13 protein-coding genes are annotated in these 16,019 nt (G+C 45.7%); 6 read left to right on the top strand and 7 right to left on the bottom strand.

Translation table 11 applies throughout. The features are described 5' to 3' along the window. Positions 1-5: 5 nt before the first annotated feature. Positions 6-848, bottom strand: coding sequence for an MBL fold metallo-hydrolase (locus tag CLV98_RS05165; RefSeq protein ID WP_109673248.1), 843 nt, complete (start codon positions 846-848; stop codon positions 6-8). 159 nt (positions 849-1,007) lie between these two features. Here CLV98_RS05165 and CLV98_RS05160 point away from each other — a divergent pair, with 159 nt between their 5' ends. Further along, complete coding sequence (locus CLV98_RS05160) at positions 1,008-3,329, top strand: GH92 family glycosyl hydrolase (protein WP_109673247.1); 2,322 nt, start codon at positions 1,008-1,010, stop codon at positions 3,327-3,329. On the opposite strand, the gene CLV98_RS05155 is transcribed toward CLV98_RS05160, so the two are convergent. Both CLV98_RS05155 and fumC read right to left on the bottom strand, forming a co-directional pair. Then, positions 3,326-3,859 (bottom strand): HEAT-like fold family protein, encoded by a 534-nt coding sequence (locus CLV98_RS05155; protein WP_109673246.1) that lies wholly within the window; start codon positions 3,857-3,859, stop codon positions 3,326-3,328. The genes CLV98_RS05160 and CLV98_RS05155 overlap by 4 nt on opposite strands. A 98-nt stretch (positions 3,860-3,957) precedes the next feature. Then, entirely contained in the window at positions 3,958-5,361 is a 1,404-nt protein-coding gene (fumC, locus tag CLV98_RS05150; protein WP_109673245.1) for a class II fumarate hydratase, read from the bottom strand. Between the two features lie 434 nt (positions 5,362-5,795). On the opposite strand from fumC, the gene CLV98_RS05145 reads away from it, so the two are divergent. Further along, complete coding sequence (locus CLV98_RS05145) at positions 5,796-6,188, top strand: acyl-CoA thioesterase (RefSeq protein WP_109673244.1); 393 nt, start codon at positions 5,796-5,798, stop codon at positions 6,186-6,188. Positions 6,189-6,264: 76 nt separating this feature from the next. Here CLV98_RS05145 and CLV98_RS05140 read toward each other — a convergent pair whose 3' ends face one another. The 3 genes from CLV98_RS05140 to CLV98_RS05130 all read right to left on the bottom strand — a co-directional run bounded on the left by CLV98_RS05140 (position 6,265) and on the right by CLV98_RS05130 (position 9,289). Then, positions 6,265-7,155, bottom strand: coding sequence for a Ppx/GppA phosphatase family protein (locus tag CLV98_RS05140; RefSeq protein WP_109673243.1), 891 nt, complete (start codon positions 7,153-7,155; stop codon positions 6,265-6,267). Between the two features lie 90 nt (positions 7,156-7,245). Next, positions 7,246-8,685, bottom strand: a complete 1,440-nt coding sequence (locus CLV98_RS05135) for a hypothetical protein (RefSeq protein WP_109673242.1) — start codon at positions 8,683-8,685, stop codon at positions 7,246-7,248. Further along, positions 8,675-9,289, bottom strand: coding sequence for an RNA polymerase sigma factor (locus CLV98_RS05130; RefSeq protein ID WP_109673241.1), 615 nt, complete (start codon positions 9,287-9,289; stop codon positions 8,675-8,677). Before CLV98_RS05130 ends, CLV98_RS05135 begins: the two co-directional genes overlap by 11 nt. 196 nt (positions 9,290-9,485) lie before the next feature. Here CLV98_RS05130 and CLV98_RS05125 point away from each other — a divergent pair, with 196 nt between their 5' ends. Continuing rightward, complete coding sequence (locus CLV98_RS05125) at positions 9,486-10,106, top strand: hypothetical protein (protein ID WP_109673240.1); 621 nt, start codon at positions 9,486-9,488, stop codon at positions 10,104-10,106. 51 nt (positions 10,107-10,157) lie between these two features. Here CLV98_RS05125 and CLV98_RS05120 read toward each other — a convergent pair whose 3' ends face one another. After that, entirely contained in the window at positions 10,158-10,634 is a 477-nt protein-coding gene (locus tag CLV98_RS05120; protein ID WP_109673239.1) for an Lrp/AsnC family transcriptional regulator, read from the bottom strand. A gap of 199 nt (positions 10,635-10,833) precedes the next feature. On the opposite strand from CLV98_RS05120, the gene metH reads away from it, so the two are divergent. The 3 genes from metH (at position 10,834) to CLV98_RS05105 (ending at position 16,005) form a co-directional block, all read left to right on the top strand. Further along, positions 10,834-14,649, top strand: a complete 3,816-nt coding sequence (gene metH / locus CLV98_RS05115) for a methionine synthase (protein ID WP_109673238.1) — start codon at positions 10,834-10,836, stop codon at positions 14,647-14,649. Between the two features lie 144 nt (positions 14,650-14,793). Beyond that, positions 14,794-15,261 carry a hypothetical protein gene (locus tag CLV98_RS05110; RefSeq protein WP_109673237.1) on the top strand — a complete coding sequence of 156 codons (468 nt, stop codon included), beginning with the start codon at positions 14,794-14,796 and terminating at the stop codon, positions 15,259-15,261. A gap of 129 nt (positions 15,262-15,390) precedes the next feature. Beyond that, a complete protein-coding gene (locus CLV98_RS05105) occupies positions 15,391-16,005 on the top strand; it encodes a TetR/AcrR family transcriptional regulator (protein WP_229203222.1) in 615 nt (204 codons plus the stop codon). The last annotated feature ends 14 nt before the right edge of the window (positions 16,006-16,019 follow it).

Raw genomic sequence — 16,019 nt, 5'->3', positions numbered from 1 at the left:
GCTCTTTAAAGAAACAAATCGAGAGGGCCTCTTTCTTTGATCCGGATGCCTTTGTTGGTCGCTTCCAAAATAGCCGCTTCGTACACAGGGTCGTGTTCGAAAATCAGGATAGCCTGGTCATTCAAAGCCATGGACAGCAGGTCTTTTTTCTCCTTCATGGTCTCCAAGGGGCGTACGTCGTAGCTCATGAGCCAAGGAAGGGAAATATGGTAAGATGAGGGGATCAGATCGGCCGCATAGATGATCTTTTGTCCCTTATAGTTAATTACCGGTAGCATCATCTGTTCGGTATGGCCATCTACACAAATGAAGTCGATGTTGGCGAAAGGAGTATGATGTGGGTAAATAAATTTGAGCTGTCCGGATGCTTCTATAGGTAGAATATTTTCCTTTAAAAACGATGCTTTCTCACGTGGATTTGGGTCGTTGGCCCAGTTCCAGTGAGCTTCGTTGGACCAATAGGTGGCATTGGGGAAGGTGGGAACCAGTTCTTGTTGGCCCGTGGATCGGCTGATGGCCCCGCCTACATGGTCGAAGTGTAGGTGAGTGAGTACCACGTCGGTGATCTCTTCGGGACTAAACCCCGCCTTGTGTATGGATGATAGCAGGGTGGCATCGCCGTGAAGATCGTAATACCCAAAGAACTTCTCGTCCTGCTTGTCGCCCAAGCCCGTATCGACGAGTATAAGTTGGGAATCATCTTCTATTAGCAAACAGCGCATAGCCCAGCTACAAAGATTTTTTTCATCCGCCGGATTTTGCTTGTTCCACAACGATTTTGGGACCACGCCGAACATAGCGCCACCGTCTAGTTTGAAGAAACCGGTATCGATTATATGAATTTTCATAAAGGGGAATTAGAATAAATACTCGTCATTATAGACATGACTCGCTAACTTATCATTATTTTTAATAAGTTATGAATATTTTTGCGATTATATAGGTACCATTCGCTTTCCTTGCCTCTTAAATGGACTTTAAGGGGCCCCACTATATCGATATTAATAATGTCTAAAGTACGTTTACCCCAACTTTGTCTTTATCTGTTTTTGCTCTTGGGCCATTTGAACGCCCATGCGCAGAAGAAGCCTTATCAATATGTAAACACCCTAATAGGCACGGCACCTTCCAACACGGCCAGTGCCAGGTCGCATAGCGAAGCCGGTAGCGAATTGAAAGGCCAAACCATGCCTGCGGTGGGAGTTCCCAATGGCATGACCCAATGGACACCTCAAAGCCGGGCGACTGAAACCAAATGCATTGTTCCCTATTATTATAACGATTTGATTTTTCAAGGGTTTCGTGGGACGCACTGGCTCAATGGGTCCTGTGTTCAGGACTATGGTACCCTGACGGTGATGCCCTTATCGGGCGAGTTGCTAACCGATCCTGAAGAAAGAGCCTCTAAATATACCCATCAATCAGAAAAAGCTGGCCCCGATTATTATTCGGTGCATCTGGATCGGTACGATATACAAGCGTCTGTCACCGCTACCGCTAGAGGAGCAATAATGACTTTCGATTATCCTGGAGAAAAGGAGGCGTTTATCGTCATTGAGCCTAATAGCGATGAGGGAGAAGGCTTCGTGGAGGTGAATAAGGAAAAAGGCGAAGTGGTAGGTTATAACCCGGTCCATCGGATTTACCAAGGATCGGGCGAGCCGGCAGGTTTTAGTGGATATTTTGTCCTGAAGTTCGATCAGCCCATTACCCAGTTTGGAACTTGGACTAACGACGCCCTAGCGCCTGGAAGTAAGTCGGCTTTGGGCAAAGGGCAACGGGAAAAGTTGGGGGCTTATATAGGCTTTGGGGCGACCACCAAGCGTGTCACGGTACGGGTAGGAACTTCATTTACGAGCCTAGAAGCGGCTCGTAGGAATATGGAGGCAGAGCTATCCGATATGAGTTTTTCTCAGATAAGAAATAAGGCGCAAAAGGCATGGGATTCGGCTTTAGGGAAAATGGAAATAAAGGGTACCGAAAAGGATAAAGAATTGTTTTATAGTGCTTTGTATCGTACCAAGCTGTCACCTCGCCTCTTTTCGGATGTAGACGGTACCTACCCTTCCTTTGCGGGTGGTACGCCTATCGAAAAGGCCAATGGCTTCCACTATTATTGCGACTTTAGTATGTGGGATACCTACAGAGCTTCCATGCCTTTAGAGACCTTACTAGAGCCTAAAATGGCGGGAGATATGATGCAATCATTAGTTAAAAAGGCGGAACAGGGAACGTGGATGCCCATTTTCCCCTGTTGGAATCAGTACACAGCCGCCATGGTAGGGGACCATGTGATGTCGGTAATGGCGGATGCCTATGTTAAAAATATTAGGAATTTCGATGTTAAGAGTGGTTATAAGTACCTTAAAAAGAATGCATTTGAAGTCAATACCGACGCCAAAAGTTATGCTTCGGGTATGGGGCGTAGGGCTTTGGATTCTTATCTGAAATATGGCTATGTGCCCTTGGAGGATAGTGTATGGCAAGCCTTTCATAAGCGAGAGCAGGTGTCGCGAACTTTGGAATATGCTTACGACGACTTCTGCTTGTCGGTGCTCGCCCAAGGGTTAGGGGAGAAAGAGGATGCCGAAGTTTTAAGAAAACGCGCCCTGAATTACAAACACGTCATCGACCCGTCGACAGGCTATGCCCGTGGGCGCCATGCCGATGGACGTTGGAGCAGTAATTTCGATCCCTTTGCCAAGAGGGTCAGTTTTATTACCGAAGGGTCGCCGGCACAGTATACCTGGTACGTTCCACATGATATGGCTGGACTCCAACGACAGATGGGTGGCCGCGAAGCATTTATTAATAAACTGGATACTTTATTTGAGCAAGGGCATTATTGGCATGGCAATGAACCCAACCATCAGATAGCCTATCTGTATGCCTATGCCGGGCAGCCCTGGAAAACCCAGAAGTGGGTTCACAAAACACTTCGTGAAGAATATGATACCTCTACAGGGGGGCTAAGTGGTAATGAAGATGGGGGCCAAATGTCCGCTTGGCTAGTTTTTAGTATGGCAGGACTATACCCGGTGGCTCCGGGCACGGGGGAGTATGTACTAGGCAGTCCGGTGTTAGAGGAAACAAAATTCCACTTGACCAATGGGAAAAAGTTTACGATACAAGCGTTAGGTGTTTCTGATGAAGCCATATACATCCAATCGGCTAAGTTGAATGGGAAAGCGTATAACCGAACTTTCCTTTCCCACGCACAACTGTTGGAAGGGGGGACGCTGGTCCTAAAAATGGGAAAAGTGCCTAATGAAAAATGGGGGGCAGCGGCTGACTCCATGCCGTTTTCATTGTCGCCGAGCACCCCTTAGCGGGAGCCACTTTTGGCTATAGATTTCAAAATTCTTTTTCCTCTAGATCGAAATGCAGCCGTTTCGAACTCCATCCGATCACGTATTATCATCTCTAGTTCCGGGACAATATCTGGGTAGCTGGTCGACAAATGATGGAGGATGGTAAGGGCATAGGCCTTTACGGCAATGGGCGCCTGGTTGGAGGCTACGAGCTCAAAACTTCTGTTTAAGAGTTGCCCATGGTATTCTTCCGGTATTTCTTGTTCCGCCAGTATGCGTGCACTATTGCGCACAACCGCCTGATGTACATCCGTTCGGCTTAGCTGGGCTACGAGTGTGCCTACGAAAGGGGTGATGAGGGAGGGGTTGAGGTCGGTCACAAAACCCACACTCCAAGCCGCTCGCTGGGCCAATAGAGGATCGGCAGAAAGAAAGCAATCCATCAATTCTTGAAAGTGCTCAGGCCCTTGGGCTGCATACTGGGCCACTTGCATGGCAACGGGCTTGGATTGTAACGGTGGTGCCAGCAGTGCTTTCCCTATATTCATCTTGTGTTCAGGATTAAATCTGGAATCAACCTGTTGGTGCTTGGATATTCCCACGGCCCTATGTCCTGCACAGCGCCGTGGGAGAAGTAGGAAGGGGTTTAAAAGTCGTTTTTCCCTACCATATTTTCTGGACGTACCCATTCGTCAAATTCGTCGGGTGTCAAATAGCCTAGTGCTACGGCCGTTTCTTTTAATGTCGAACCGTTTTTATGTGCCGTTTGTGCAATTTCAGCGGCTTTATAATATCCTATTTTGGTGTTTAGCGCCGTCACTAGCATCAAGGAGTTATTCACGTGCTTCTTAATGTTTTCGTGAAGAGGCTCTATTCCCACGGCACATTTGTCGTTGAAGGCCACACATACGTCGCCGATAAGCCGAGCCGAATGAAGGAAATTGTAGGCCATCATAGGCTTAAACACGTTGAGTTCGAAGTGGCCATTGGAACCTCCGATGCTAATGGCGACGTCATTACCCATTACCTGAGCCGCTACCATAGTCATGGCCTCGCATTGGGTTGGGTTTACTTTTCCGGGCATTATGGAACTTCCGGGTTCATTGTCGGGGATGTAAATCTCACCAATACCCGACCGGGGGCCTGAGGACAACATGCGGATATCATTTCCGATTTTCATCAAGCTAACGGCTACCGTTTTGAGTGCGCCATGGGCTTCTACGATGGCGTCGTGGGCGGCTAGGGCTTCAAATTTGTTTTCGGCCGTAACGAAAGGTAGGCCTGTAAGGTCGGCGATATGTCGAGCCACGTTTTCGGAGTAGCCTTCAGGGGTGTTAATGCCCGTTCCTACGGCCGTTCCACCCAACGCTAGTTCAGAAAGGTGTGCCAAACTGTTGTATATGGCCTTAAGTCCATGGTCTAGCTGGGACACATATCCCGAAAACTCCTGTCCCAATGTCAAAGGTGTCGCATCCATAAAGTGGGTACGACCTATCTTGACCACATTGCGGAAGGACTCCGCCTTGGCTTTGAGCGTATCCCGGAGCTTGGTGATGCCAGGAATGGTGGTGTCTATTAGTATTTTGTAGGCCGCTATATGCATGGCCGTAGGGAAGGTGTCGTTGGACGATTGGGACTTGTTGACGTCGTCGTTGGGGTGCAATACTTTCGTTTTGTCGGTTAACGCCCCGCCTTGTAATACATGTCCTCGGTAGGCGATCACCTCATTGCAGTTCATGTTCGACTGGGTGCCGGAGCCAGTTTGCCACACCACCAAAGGAAACTGGTCGTTGAGCTTGTCGGTAAGGATTTCGTCACAGACTTTGCCTATCAATTCACTCTTTTCTACTGGTAGCACTCCGGCCTCTTGGTTGGTGATGGCGGCAGCCTTTTTTAGATAAGCAAACGCCTTGATGATCTCCTTAGGCATTTTATTAATATCGGCGGCGATAGGAAAGTTCTGAATCGAACGCTGGGTCTGGGCTCCCCAATATACGTTGGCAGGTACTTGCACTTCGCCCATGGTGTCTTTTTCTATACGGTATTCCATCTGAATTTATAATTGAATATATAAGAAATTGAGAATTTTATTCTATTCCGTAAAGTTAGGGTTGACCTTGGTAAAACGAATGTTTTTTTAACGTAAATATTCCGAGCAGACCGAAATCGGCAGGGCTAAGTGGAGACCCCATCGCTAAATCAACCTTTTTATTGACGAACCTGCTAACCTATCGGTCTGAAAATAGCGATACACTGTATCCTTGAGTGATGCTATCACGATGAATAGGGCCTTGGGGGCGGCTCAGGTAATTGGCTGTGGGCTGGATTTTTAAAACGACCTTACAGGCTATTGCATTGCAAAACAGGATTTCTGACCCTAACTTGCCATCAAAATCGGGGGCAATGGCCTCCTAATTATATTATTAACCTATTTTATAGAATCTACAGGAGAGAAATTTTCTTTGCGGTAGATTTTTACGCTTTATGAGCTCCTTAGAACAAAAAATTGATCGCTGTCAGGTAAGTGTTTTTAAAACAGTATTCCCCAATGATACCAATCATTATGACACCCTTTTTGGCGGCAAAGCCTTGTCGATGATGGACGAAGTAGCCTTTATGGCGGCAACGCGTTTTACCCGCCTTCGCTGTGTGACGGTATCGTCCGATCGTATCGATTTTACACAACCTATCCCTGCGGGTAGCATTATCGAGCTCGTAGGGCGAGTTGAGGTGGTGGGCAACACCAGTATTAAGGTAAGAGTCGATATTTATATTGAGCAAATGTATGAAGAGGGCAGGGAGAAGGCCGTCTCAGGACTGTTTACCTTTGTGGCTCTCGACGAACAGCATAAACCCGTGAAGATCCACACGGCGTAAAGAGCATCAAGTATCTTCAGCCCATTACGAGTACAATCCTCGCAAGGAGGCAGAAGATCTTGGCACTTTAGCTGAGTTATTTTACTTTGTTCTTTTTTGCTATGGCTCTGTCATATAACATCTGAAGCATACCATCTTTAAGGCCAACGTCGGGCACATGGATGATTTCGGCTCCGGCCCATTTCATGGCCGAAGTATATATGTCTCCGGCAGGAACTATCACATCGGCTCGGTCAGGATTGAGTTGGAGCTTGTTGATTCGCTCTACCAAAGTGAATTGAGAAATATATTCTTTCATCCGGATTATTTCCGACAAGCTGGTAGAGCTTTCAGTGAGTTTGGATGAGAGGTCGAAAAGCTTGTTAATATTTCCCCCAGTACCCACTGCCTGAATGGGTTGGCTATAGTCCACATTGGCACGAATCCATTCTTCTATTTTTTGCCACGATCCCTTCGATTCTTTACCTTCGAGCAGCCTTACGGAGCCCAATTTAAAGGATTTGGAGGTGATTTGCTGGTGATCGCGATATACATTCAGTTCGGTACTACCTCCACCTACGTCTATATGCAAGAACTGTCCTTCACCTAGTGATTTTACGACCACATTATTGACCAAGTCAGCTTCCTTTTTGCCATCAATAATCTGGATATGAATGCCAGTTCTTTGAAGTATATTATCGCGTACCTCATGTCCGTTTATTGCTTCCCGCATGGCAGAAGTGGAACAAGCCATATAATCATCGACTTCATGAAGTTCCATTAAAAGTTGATAGGCCAGCATGAGTTTGATCATCCGGTCTTCACTTACCGCAGAGATTTCACCTTTTGTGAAAACGTCATGGCCTAGGCGTAAAGGAAACCGTACATACTCTACCTTCTTGAAGCGTACGCGACCCTCATCGTTTAGTATCGAGGAGATCTGCATGCGGGCTCCATTAGACCCAATATCGATTGCTGCGTATTTCAATTTTTACTATTTAAAGGATTTAAAAAACCAAAAATAGCTTTTTTGATAAGTAAATCCCAAAACTAATTCCTGGTCTAAATACTTATTGGCTTAGGCATCTTTGCCAATTTGGTAGAGCAACTTCAGTTTTATACCAGGGCCTGTATTGCTATTTAAGGGGGACAAGGGGGTGAAATAGTGAAATACATATCCCTCAACTTGTATAATGAATGGGTGCCAGCTTTTTTCCATACCAACTCCCACATTCATGTTGTTGACCAAAGGAAGCTTCTTGTTATTAGAAAATCCGTTACGATAGTACTCATTGGAGTAGTTGGGGCCTGGTGCCAACATATCGAATTCAAATTTATCCCGTCCCGATACCGTAAATTGTACCCCCGAATTGATATAGTAATGCAAGTCTTTAGCTATATTTTTCCTGAATGCCACCGTAAGCGGGATTTGAACGACATTGGGTCTCATTCTAATATTGAACAACTCGAAGGTATAAGGAATCTTGTTGGGATGTTCTTTTTTGAAATCCATTTTGTTCTTTTCCTTAAAAACCTTTTCATTAATAAAATTCAAGGGTTTCGATTTTAGCCAGGACACCCCTGTCGAAATGGAGAATTGCTTCGTGATTTGGACTTCGGCTACTGCGGAGGTCACTTGGCTACTCCCTTCAAAACCGAATCCAGCACCAAACCGATAGGGTTGTTTTATAGGTAATTTTGGGATGGTATTTTCAGTTTTCTCTACTTGCTTGCCAGACAGAGCCTGCTCCGGTTGGCTTGTCTTGGCGAGCCTAATGGACTTATCGGAGGGTGCAGGGGCTGTAGATTCCTGTCGGGAAGGAGCCAGGGCCATTTTTACCCGGTTGGGTGTCAGCTTACTCCGAAGAGCGTACTCCATCCGAAAAGTTCGGTTGGCAGGGTCCACTATAGCACGTTGCCCTACCGACTCTATTTCCTTAACTGCCGCCAGATAATCCGTAGAATTCGCCGAGGTAGCTTCTGGACTTGCCGTATTACTTTGGCTAGTGTATTCCTCCGTTTTTAGTGGGGGCGTCATGGTGGTTTCAGGAATCTTCGTAATGCCTGTTTCAGAAAGGGAAATAGCGGGTTCGGTAGCACTATCTTGCTCCACCTTTGCTATCCTAATTGGGTCTTTTGGCAAGGGGCCTGCGGATTCATAGGGGGGCAGTGCCCTTGGCTGTGGTGACAAGTAGGGCTCTTGCCTTACGATATACACCGTGTCCACGATTCGGACCGGCGGCGACTGCTGTATGGCCTTTACTTGCTTTTCTAAGGACTGCACTTCTTGGGTGAGTTCAAGATTTTTTTGCAACTGGAAAGCATAAAGTATACCGGAGAGCAACACCACCGATGCCGCCGCTGCATACCCTGCCCAACCCCGATACTGTTGCCAAAAGGTGGGGGGGGATTGCGCTTGAAGATAGTTCTGCATAGAGGTCCAGTCTTTCTCTTGAAACTCAGGCGAAAGGCTCTCTAGCTTGCGTCGTATATTTTTTTCAAATTTATCAGTTTTCATTGCCTTTAAATGTCTTTATGGGCCAACCAGTCGGAAAAAGGTTGGGGTAATTTTGTTTGATCAAATGTTGTAGCCGCGCCCGCGCCCTCACATAATGAGAGCGTACTGTAGCTTCATTTATTTCTAATATCTCGGCAATCTCCCGGTGGTTATATCCATCCACCACATACATCAGGAAAACGTTCTTATAGACGGGCTTAATCCCTTGTATGAGCTGCAAAATCTCCTCAGCCGTAATTTGACCTATCACGTCATCATCAAAATGAGGATAAGGAGCATCCTCTAAGGAAATGACTTCTTCTGTATGTTTTTTGTGCTTTCGGTAATAACTAATAGCCGTGTTGACCATAATGGTGCGCAGCCAGGCTTTGAAAGGATAGGTGGAGTCATACTTTTCTAAATTTTTAAAAACTTTAAAAAAACCCTCGTTCATCACCTCTTCCGACTCTTCTGCCGTATTGGTGTACCGTAAACAAATGCTCTTTGCATAACTGAAATATTGTTTATATAGGTGTCGCTGTGCATGGTGGTTGTTAGCCATGCAAGCAGCGACGATTGAGTCGAAATCCTTCTCATCAAATGATGTGTTTTTTCGAAATAGCAAAATGATAAATTATGAGTTGTCAGGGATTGGATGTATTCAATATAAAAATACGCTAAATAGCTCCCATATGTTGCAAAGTATTTAACTGAGAACAAAATAATTATTTTTTTTTAAAACTTCTGCAACAGGCGAAAGGGGCATGGCGTAAGGTGGATACGGATGATTTAATTTTATCAAACGCTAAAACTGATTTTTTATGAAAAAATGGCTAATGATGATGGCCTTGTTTACAGGCATAGTGCTTACGGGCTGTAAGGAAGACGCGAACAGTGTTTCTGCCGTAGAATCTACTGAAGCAGATGCAGACATTTTAGATTATTCGGCGGCACGATATGGGGTGGCTAGCGACTCGGTAACTTCATATAAATGCAAGGGCAAGCTGACCGAAGTAGCGGCAGAGGACTTGAACACGAGCATTACCGAATATTTGGAGACGAATTATTCAGAAGCGGTAATCAAATATGCTGGTCAAAATGCGGAAGGCAAAACGGTGGTGGCTTTGAGTCTTGCGGATGGGACCGCCACAGGCCTGCTCTTTGCTGCGGATGGTAGCTTTGTAGAGGAATTAAAGTCTCATGCTAAAAGGGCTCGTTTGATAAAAGTAGAATTAGATGCCCTACCGACTGCAATTACTACCTATTTGACCGAGACCTATGCCGACTTTACACCCGCCAAGGCAGGTACCAACGAAGCTGGTGAATACCTGGTGGTGATCGGCTCTGAAGAATCCAAAAAAGTGATATTATTTAATGCGGATGGTTCATTCAATAAGGAGCTTGAAATTCCCAAAATGATCCATAAGCGAAAAAGAAAATAAATTTTGTTAGGGGTAAGTTGGAATACGGTACTGAATTTTTTGGTACCGTATTTATTTTTGTGGCTCACTCATTTCTAATAAAGTAGAGTTCTTAATTTCCCCCATTACAAAAAGGCTATGGGTGCTTCCAATATTGTCGAGAGAGCCCAATTTTTGCATGAGAAATTCCTGATACTGGGACATATCTTCCACCACAATCTTGAGCAAAAAGTCGTAATCCCCCGAAATATTAAAGCATTCCATGACTTCGGGCATGGCTATAATGGCCTTGACAAACGTTTCTCCCATACTCTTCGAATGCTCTTTCAGAGCGATATTACAGAAAGCCATTAGCTTACGGCCGACTTTCTCCCGGTCGACGAGCGCCACATACCGCTTAATGATCCCTTCTTTCTCTAAGCGCCTTACTCTTTCATAAACCGGAGTATAGGACAAATGGAGCCGTTCGGCCAATTCCCTCGTTTTTAATGTAGCATCCTCCTGCAAAAAATGTAAGATCTTAGTGTCGGTCTGGTCTAATTGGTGCATAGATAAAATATCTTAAAATACTTTGAAAGTTTCCTGAATATAGATATTGTAATTACTAATATAACTCATTGTAGTGTAAAAGTCTATTTATTTTAAAATTTTTGAACAAAACATCTATAAAGGGTAAATTTGTCCTGAAAATTAGTAGCCTCTAAAAGATTTAGACCGGCAGAATTTTTGTCCAATAAAAATTAGCAAGATGATTCAAACGGAACAGATTGATATTCGGGAAATACTCAAGAGTAGAATATTGGTGCTGGATGGTGCCATGGGTACGATGATCCAGCGATATAAACTGGAAGATGCCGACTACCGGGGAGACCGCTTCAAGGACTGGCCGCATGATGTAAAAGGGAATAACGATTTGCTGTCTTTGACACGTCCAGAAGTGATCAAAGAGATTCATGCCGCCTATTTCGAGGCGGGTGCCGATATTGCCGAAACAAATACCTTCTCTTGTACGACCATCGCCATGGCCGATTACGGTATGGAAGAGTTTGTATATGAGTTAAATTATGAATCAGCTCGTTTGGCTCGTGAAGTAGCCGACGAATTCACCTTGGCCCAGCCCGAAAAGCCCCGGTTTGTGGCGGGTTCTATAGGGCCTACTAACCGAACGGCCTCCCTGTCGCCCGACGTCAACAACCCCGGGTATCGGGCTATTAGTTTCGATCAACTTGTGGCGGCTTACTATCAGCAAGTTCAAGGCCTCACCGATGGTGGAGCCGATTTGCTGTTGGTAGAGACCGTCTTCGATACGCTGAATGCCAAAGCGGCACTCTTTGCCATCGATCAGTTTTTTGTAGATGCCCGCAACGGTCTGGTGGAGCATTTGCCTTCCTGGCGTATACCCAAAGGAGGGATGTTGCCCATTATGATATCGGGGACCATCACCGATGCCTCGGGGCGTACGCTTTCAGGACAGACTACCGAAGCATTTTTGACTTCTATTTCGCACCTTCCCTTATTATCCGTTGGGCTCAATTGTGCCCTAGGGGCCGATTTGATGCGGCCATATGTACAGATACTGTCCAACGAGTCACCCTTCTATACCTCAGCACACCCCAATGCTGGCTTACCCAACGAAATGGGGGAATACGACGAGTCGCCGGAGCAAATGGGGGAGGTAATCGATGGTTTCCTTGGGGATGGGCTCATTAATATTATTGGGGGCTGCTGCGGTACCACTCCCGACCATATCAGGGCCATTGCCGAAGTAGCCAGTAAGCATGCGCCTCGGACGATCCCTGATCGCTCCCAAGTGATGAAATTGTCGGGTTTGGAGCCCGTAAGTATCAATTCACTTTCCAACTTTGTCAACATCGGTGAACGCTGTAATGTAACCGGTTCTAAGAAGTTTGCCCGACTCATCCGCGAAGAAAAATACGATGAAGCGCTGAGCATTGCCCGCGAACAGGTTGAAAATGGCGCTCAAGTCATCGACGTCAACTTGGACGAGGGGATGATAGACGGGGTAGAGGCTATGAAAACCTTCCTAAACCTGATTGCCGCCGAACCCGATATTTCCAAAGTTCCCATAATGGTCGATTCCTCCAAATGGGAAGTGATAGAATCGGGTTTGAAATGTGTGCAAGGGAAATCGATAGTCAACTCTATCTCCCTAAAAGAAGGAGAGGAGAAGTTTATTGAATCGGCCAGGACGGTATTGCGTTATGGTGCCGCTACCGTAGTAATGGCTTTCGACGAAAGTGGACAGGCCGATAATTATGAAAGACGTATAGAAATTTGTGAAAGGGCCTATAAAATCCTCGTGGACGTAGTGGGTTTCCCTCCGCAAGACATCATTTTTGATCCTAATATCCTCACGGTAGCCACCGGGATGGAGGAGCATAACAACTATGCAGTAGACTTTATCAATGCCGTTCGTTGGATCAAGCAGAATCTGCCTCATGCCAAAGTATCTGGTGGAGTGTCCAATGTGTCCTTTAGCTTCAGGGGCAATGAGCCCGTGAGAGAGGCCATTCATACCGCATTCTTATATCACGCCATTCGGGCAGGTTTGGACATGGGGATCGTGAACGCCGGTCAAATAGGTATTTATGACGAAATACCAAAGGATGTTCTCGAGCTGGTAGAAGACGTATTGCTGAACCGCCGACCTGACGCTACCGAAAGGCTGGTGACCTATGCCGAAACGGTGAAGGATAAAGGAAAAACGCAAACCGGGCCAGACTTGAGCTGGAGGGAACTTCCCGTAAAGGAACGGATATCTTTTGCCTTGGTGAAGGGTAATTCCGATTATATTGAAGTGGATGTAGAGGAATGTAGGCACTTATTTGAGAAACCAATAGAAGTAATTGAAGGCCCCCTCATGGATGGGATGGGTATTGTAGGTGACTTATTTGGCGAAGGGAAAATGTTTTTGCCACAGGTCGTGAAGTCGGCCCGGGTAATGAAAAAAGCCGTAGCCTATTTGCAACCTTTTATAGAGGCCGAAAAAGCCGAAGGAAGCACTGCGGGTCGTATTCTCTTAGCCACCGTGAAGGGCGATGTGCACGACATCGGGAAGAATATCGTAGGGGTAGTTCTAGGATGTAATAATTATGAAATTATTGATCTTGGTGTGATGGTGCCAACCGATAAAATATTAGCCGCGGCCGTGGAACATCAAGTAGATATCATTGGACTCTCTGGCCTGATTACCCCTTCGTTGGATGAAATGGTGGGTGTGGCCAAAGAAATGGAACGGAGAAATATGACCTTGCCGCTCCTAATTGGTGGGGCTACTACTTCTCGCATTCATACGGCCGTGAAAATCGATCCTAACTATTCGGGGCCTGTGATCCACGTTTTGGATGCCTCTCGGTCGGTTCCAGTAGCGGGCAAGCTCATCCAAAGCGATGCAAGCCAAGCCCAGGTGCTGTCCGATATCAAATCGGAATACGCCAAGCTACGCGAAGACCACGCCAAAAGATCGGGAGTGAAAGCCCATGTTCCGATCGATAAAGCCAGGGGGAATAAAACCAAGATCGATTGGTCTGACTTTGTAGCTACAAAGCCGCAATTTCTAGGCACGAGGGTCTACGATGATTACGATTTGAATGACATAGCCAAATATATCGACTGGACGCCCTTCTTTCAAACCTGGCAGCTGCATGGTAAATACCCCAAAATATTTGAAGATAAGGTTGTGGGAGCTGAGGCCACCCGCTTGTTTAACGAGGCCGTAACGCTTTTGGGAGAAATTATTAAGGATAAGTCCCTGAAAGCCAAAGCGGTGATTGGTTTTTGGCCTGCCAACTCCATGGAAGACGATATTATGTTGCATCACTTCGAACAGCATACCAAGGAAGTGGCTTGTGAACGCCATGGCTCGCACCAACATATTGAATATAAAATTTCGCAACCCTCCGCAATAAATCCCGGGGAGCTTATCGCCGATAATATGGCCGTGTTGCATCACCTGAGGCAACAGAGTGAAAAGGCTAAAAACTTGCCTAATTATTGCCTGTCCGACTTTGTGGCACCTCTGGAGTCCGGTCATACCGACTATATTGGTGGGTTTGCCGTAACGGCCGGGATTGGTATCGAGGCATTATTGGAAAAGTATGAACGTGATCACGACGATTATAATAGCATAATGGTGAAAGCCCTAGCCGACCGGTTGGTCGAAGCCCTGGCCGAATTGATGCATGAAAGGGTAAGGAAGGAATTGTGGGGGTACGATACTGCCGAGCAACTTTCTAATGAAGAACTCATTAAAGAAAGCTACAAGGGAATACGTCCGGCACCTGGCTATCCTGCTTGCCCAGATCATACCGAAAAAAGAAAACTTTTCGATCTGCTTGGTGCCGAAGAAATAGGGATTACGCTAACGGAGAGCTACGCCATGTATCCGGCCAGTAGCGTTAGTGGCTGGTATTTCTCGCATCCACAGAGTCGCTATTTCCCGGTAGGAAAAATTCACAAAGATCAGGTCGTGGATTATGCCCATAGGAAGGACATGCCTTTGGAGGAAATAGAAAAATGGTTGTCTCCAGTTTTGGCATATTAGTTTGTAATTAGTTACAGATCAGAAGGGTATGGGCTTGTCTCATACCCTTTTTTTGTGTAAGTGGATGTAAATCGGGTAGTTTTACCCTATTAATTGCTGCAAAAATTTGGAATCTTTGTTAGACTCAACTATTCACCCCTAGCTATGAAAATTTCACTACAAACAGAACAGGTTATCGCCTGCATCATCCTTGTGTTTTTATTGGCTTGTTGCATTCAAGAAAAGGCCGCCACCAACGGAATGAAGTCGGAAAGTGTACCAGACTGGTCCCTCCACCAAGCCAAGGCCGACTCATCGGCACTCCATGAGCCTATTTCCCTTAGTGCTTCCCTGCCGTCTTCTAACCTGGCGCTGGTCGACATTAGTAAGCATGTCGATAACAGGTTGGGTACTTTTAAGTCGGCTCAGTACCTTCCCAATAGCGAAGCCATACGCTTCTACGACGACACCAAGGTGGCCGTGAGGAATAGCCTGATTCAGATCGTGTATCAGACCCCGGATGGGGATCGTAGGCAGAACTTTCAAAAAATAGATGTTTTTATAAAGAAAAATGGCCGATGGGTGCCTAAAACGGAAACGGCCCTTCATCAACGCCATATGGCTAGCTTATAAGAGTGCCCTTTCGAATGGAATCGGTGGGTTTATAAAATTGTTTTAAACGTTTGTTTAAATTTTTTGTTTAATTCTGTTTTGCGTCTTACTTTTGTCTCGTTATCATAAGACCAAATCAGGAATATGTCCGTGGAAAATACATCAACAGAGGAAAAGATAGTAGCTGCTGCCCATAAGTTATTTACTCAAAAGGGGTATGCAGCCACCAAGACCAGGGATATAGCGGAGGAGGCTGGGATCAATTTGGCGTTGCTCAACTATTATTTTAGGAGCAAAGAAAAGCTCTTTGAGCTCATTATGGCCGACAATCTCAAGCAATTTTTATGTAGCATAGAGTCGGTAACCACCGATGCTAGGACTACGTATCAAGAAAAATTTAAATTACTGGTTGAGAACTATATAGACTTGTTCCTGGATAAGCCAGATATGCCTATTTTTATATTAAGTGAAATTCGAAGCAATCCATTGGAAATGTTTCAACGCGTACGATTCGTTAAGATTTTTGAAGGGTCTATTATGTCGGAACAGCTTAGGGAAGCCATTGAACGGCGCGAAATTGAACCCATCAATCCAGTACATATTTTGATGAACTTACTGGGCATGGTGGTGTTTCCGTTTGTGGTCAAACCTATTATACAGAATGTGGTGGGCGTCGAAGATGCTAATTATAGAGAAATGATGTTGGTAAGGAAAAAAATGATCCCTTTATGGGTGGAAGCCATGCTTCAAGTAAAGGCTGATTAGGCCTTTTTTTTGCT

Origin of the sequence: Dyadobacter jejuensis, assembly GCF_003149085.1 — a bacterium.
Classification (GTDB): domain Bacteria; phylum Bacteroidota; class Bacteroidia; order Cytophagales; family Spirosomataceae; genus Dyadobacter; species Dyadobacter jejuensis.
The sequence above is the reverse complement of the archived record's forward strand: the minus strand, read 5'-3'. Positions and strand labels throughout refer to the sequence as shown.

Excerpts from the sequence above, each read along its gene's own strand:
- CLV98_RS05165 (WP_109673248.1), bottom strand. The coding sequence starts at position 848 with ATGAAAATTCATATAATCGATACCGGTTTCTTCAAACTAGACGGTGGC.
- CLV98_RS05160 (WP_109673247.1), top strand. The coding sequence starts at position 1,008 with ATGTCTAAAGTACGTTTACCCCAACTTTGTCTTTATCTGTTTTTGCTC.
- CLV98_RS05155 (WP_109673246.1), bottom strand. The coding sequence starts at position 3,859 with ATGAATATAGGGAAAGCACTGCTGGCACCACCGTTACAATCCAAGCCC.
- fumC (WP_109673245.1), bottom strand. The coding sequence starts at position 5,361 with ATGGAATACCGTATAGAAAAAGACACCATGGGCGAAGTGCAAGTACCT.
- CLV98_RS05145 (WP_109673244.1), top strand. The coding sequence starts at position 5,796 with ATGAGCTCCTTAGAACAAAAAATTGATCGCTGTCAGGTAAGTGTTTTT.
- CLV98_RS05135 (WP_109673242.1), bottom strand. The coding sequence starts at position 8,685 with ATGAAAACTGATAAATTTGAAAAAAATATACGACGCAAGCTAGAGAGC.
- CLV98_RS05125 (WP_109673240.1), top strand. The coding sequence starts at position 9,486 with ATGAAAAAATGGCTAATGATGATGGCCTTGTTTACAGGCATAGTGCTT.
- CLV98_RS05120 (WP_109673239.1), bottom strand. The coding sequence starts at position 10,634 with ATGCACCAATTAGACCAGACCGACACTAAGATCTTACATTTTTTGCAG.
- metH (WP_109673238.1), top strand. The coding sequence starts at position 10,834 with ATGATTCAAACGGAACAGATTGATATTCGGGAAATACTCAAGAGTAGA.
- CLV98_RS05110 (WP_109673237.1), top strand. The coding sequence starts at position 14,794 with ATGAAAATTTCACTACAAACAGAACAGGTTATCGCCTGCATCATCCTT.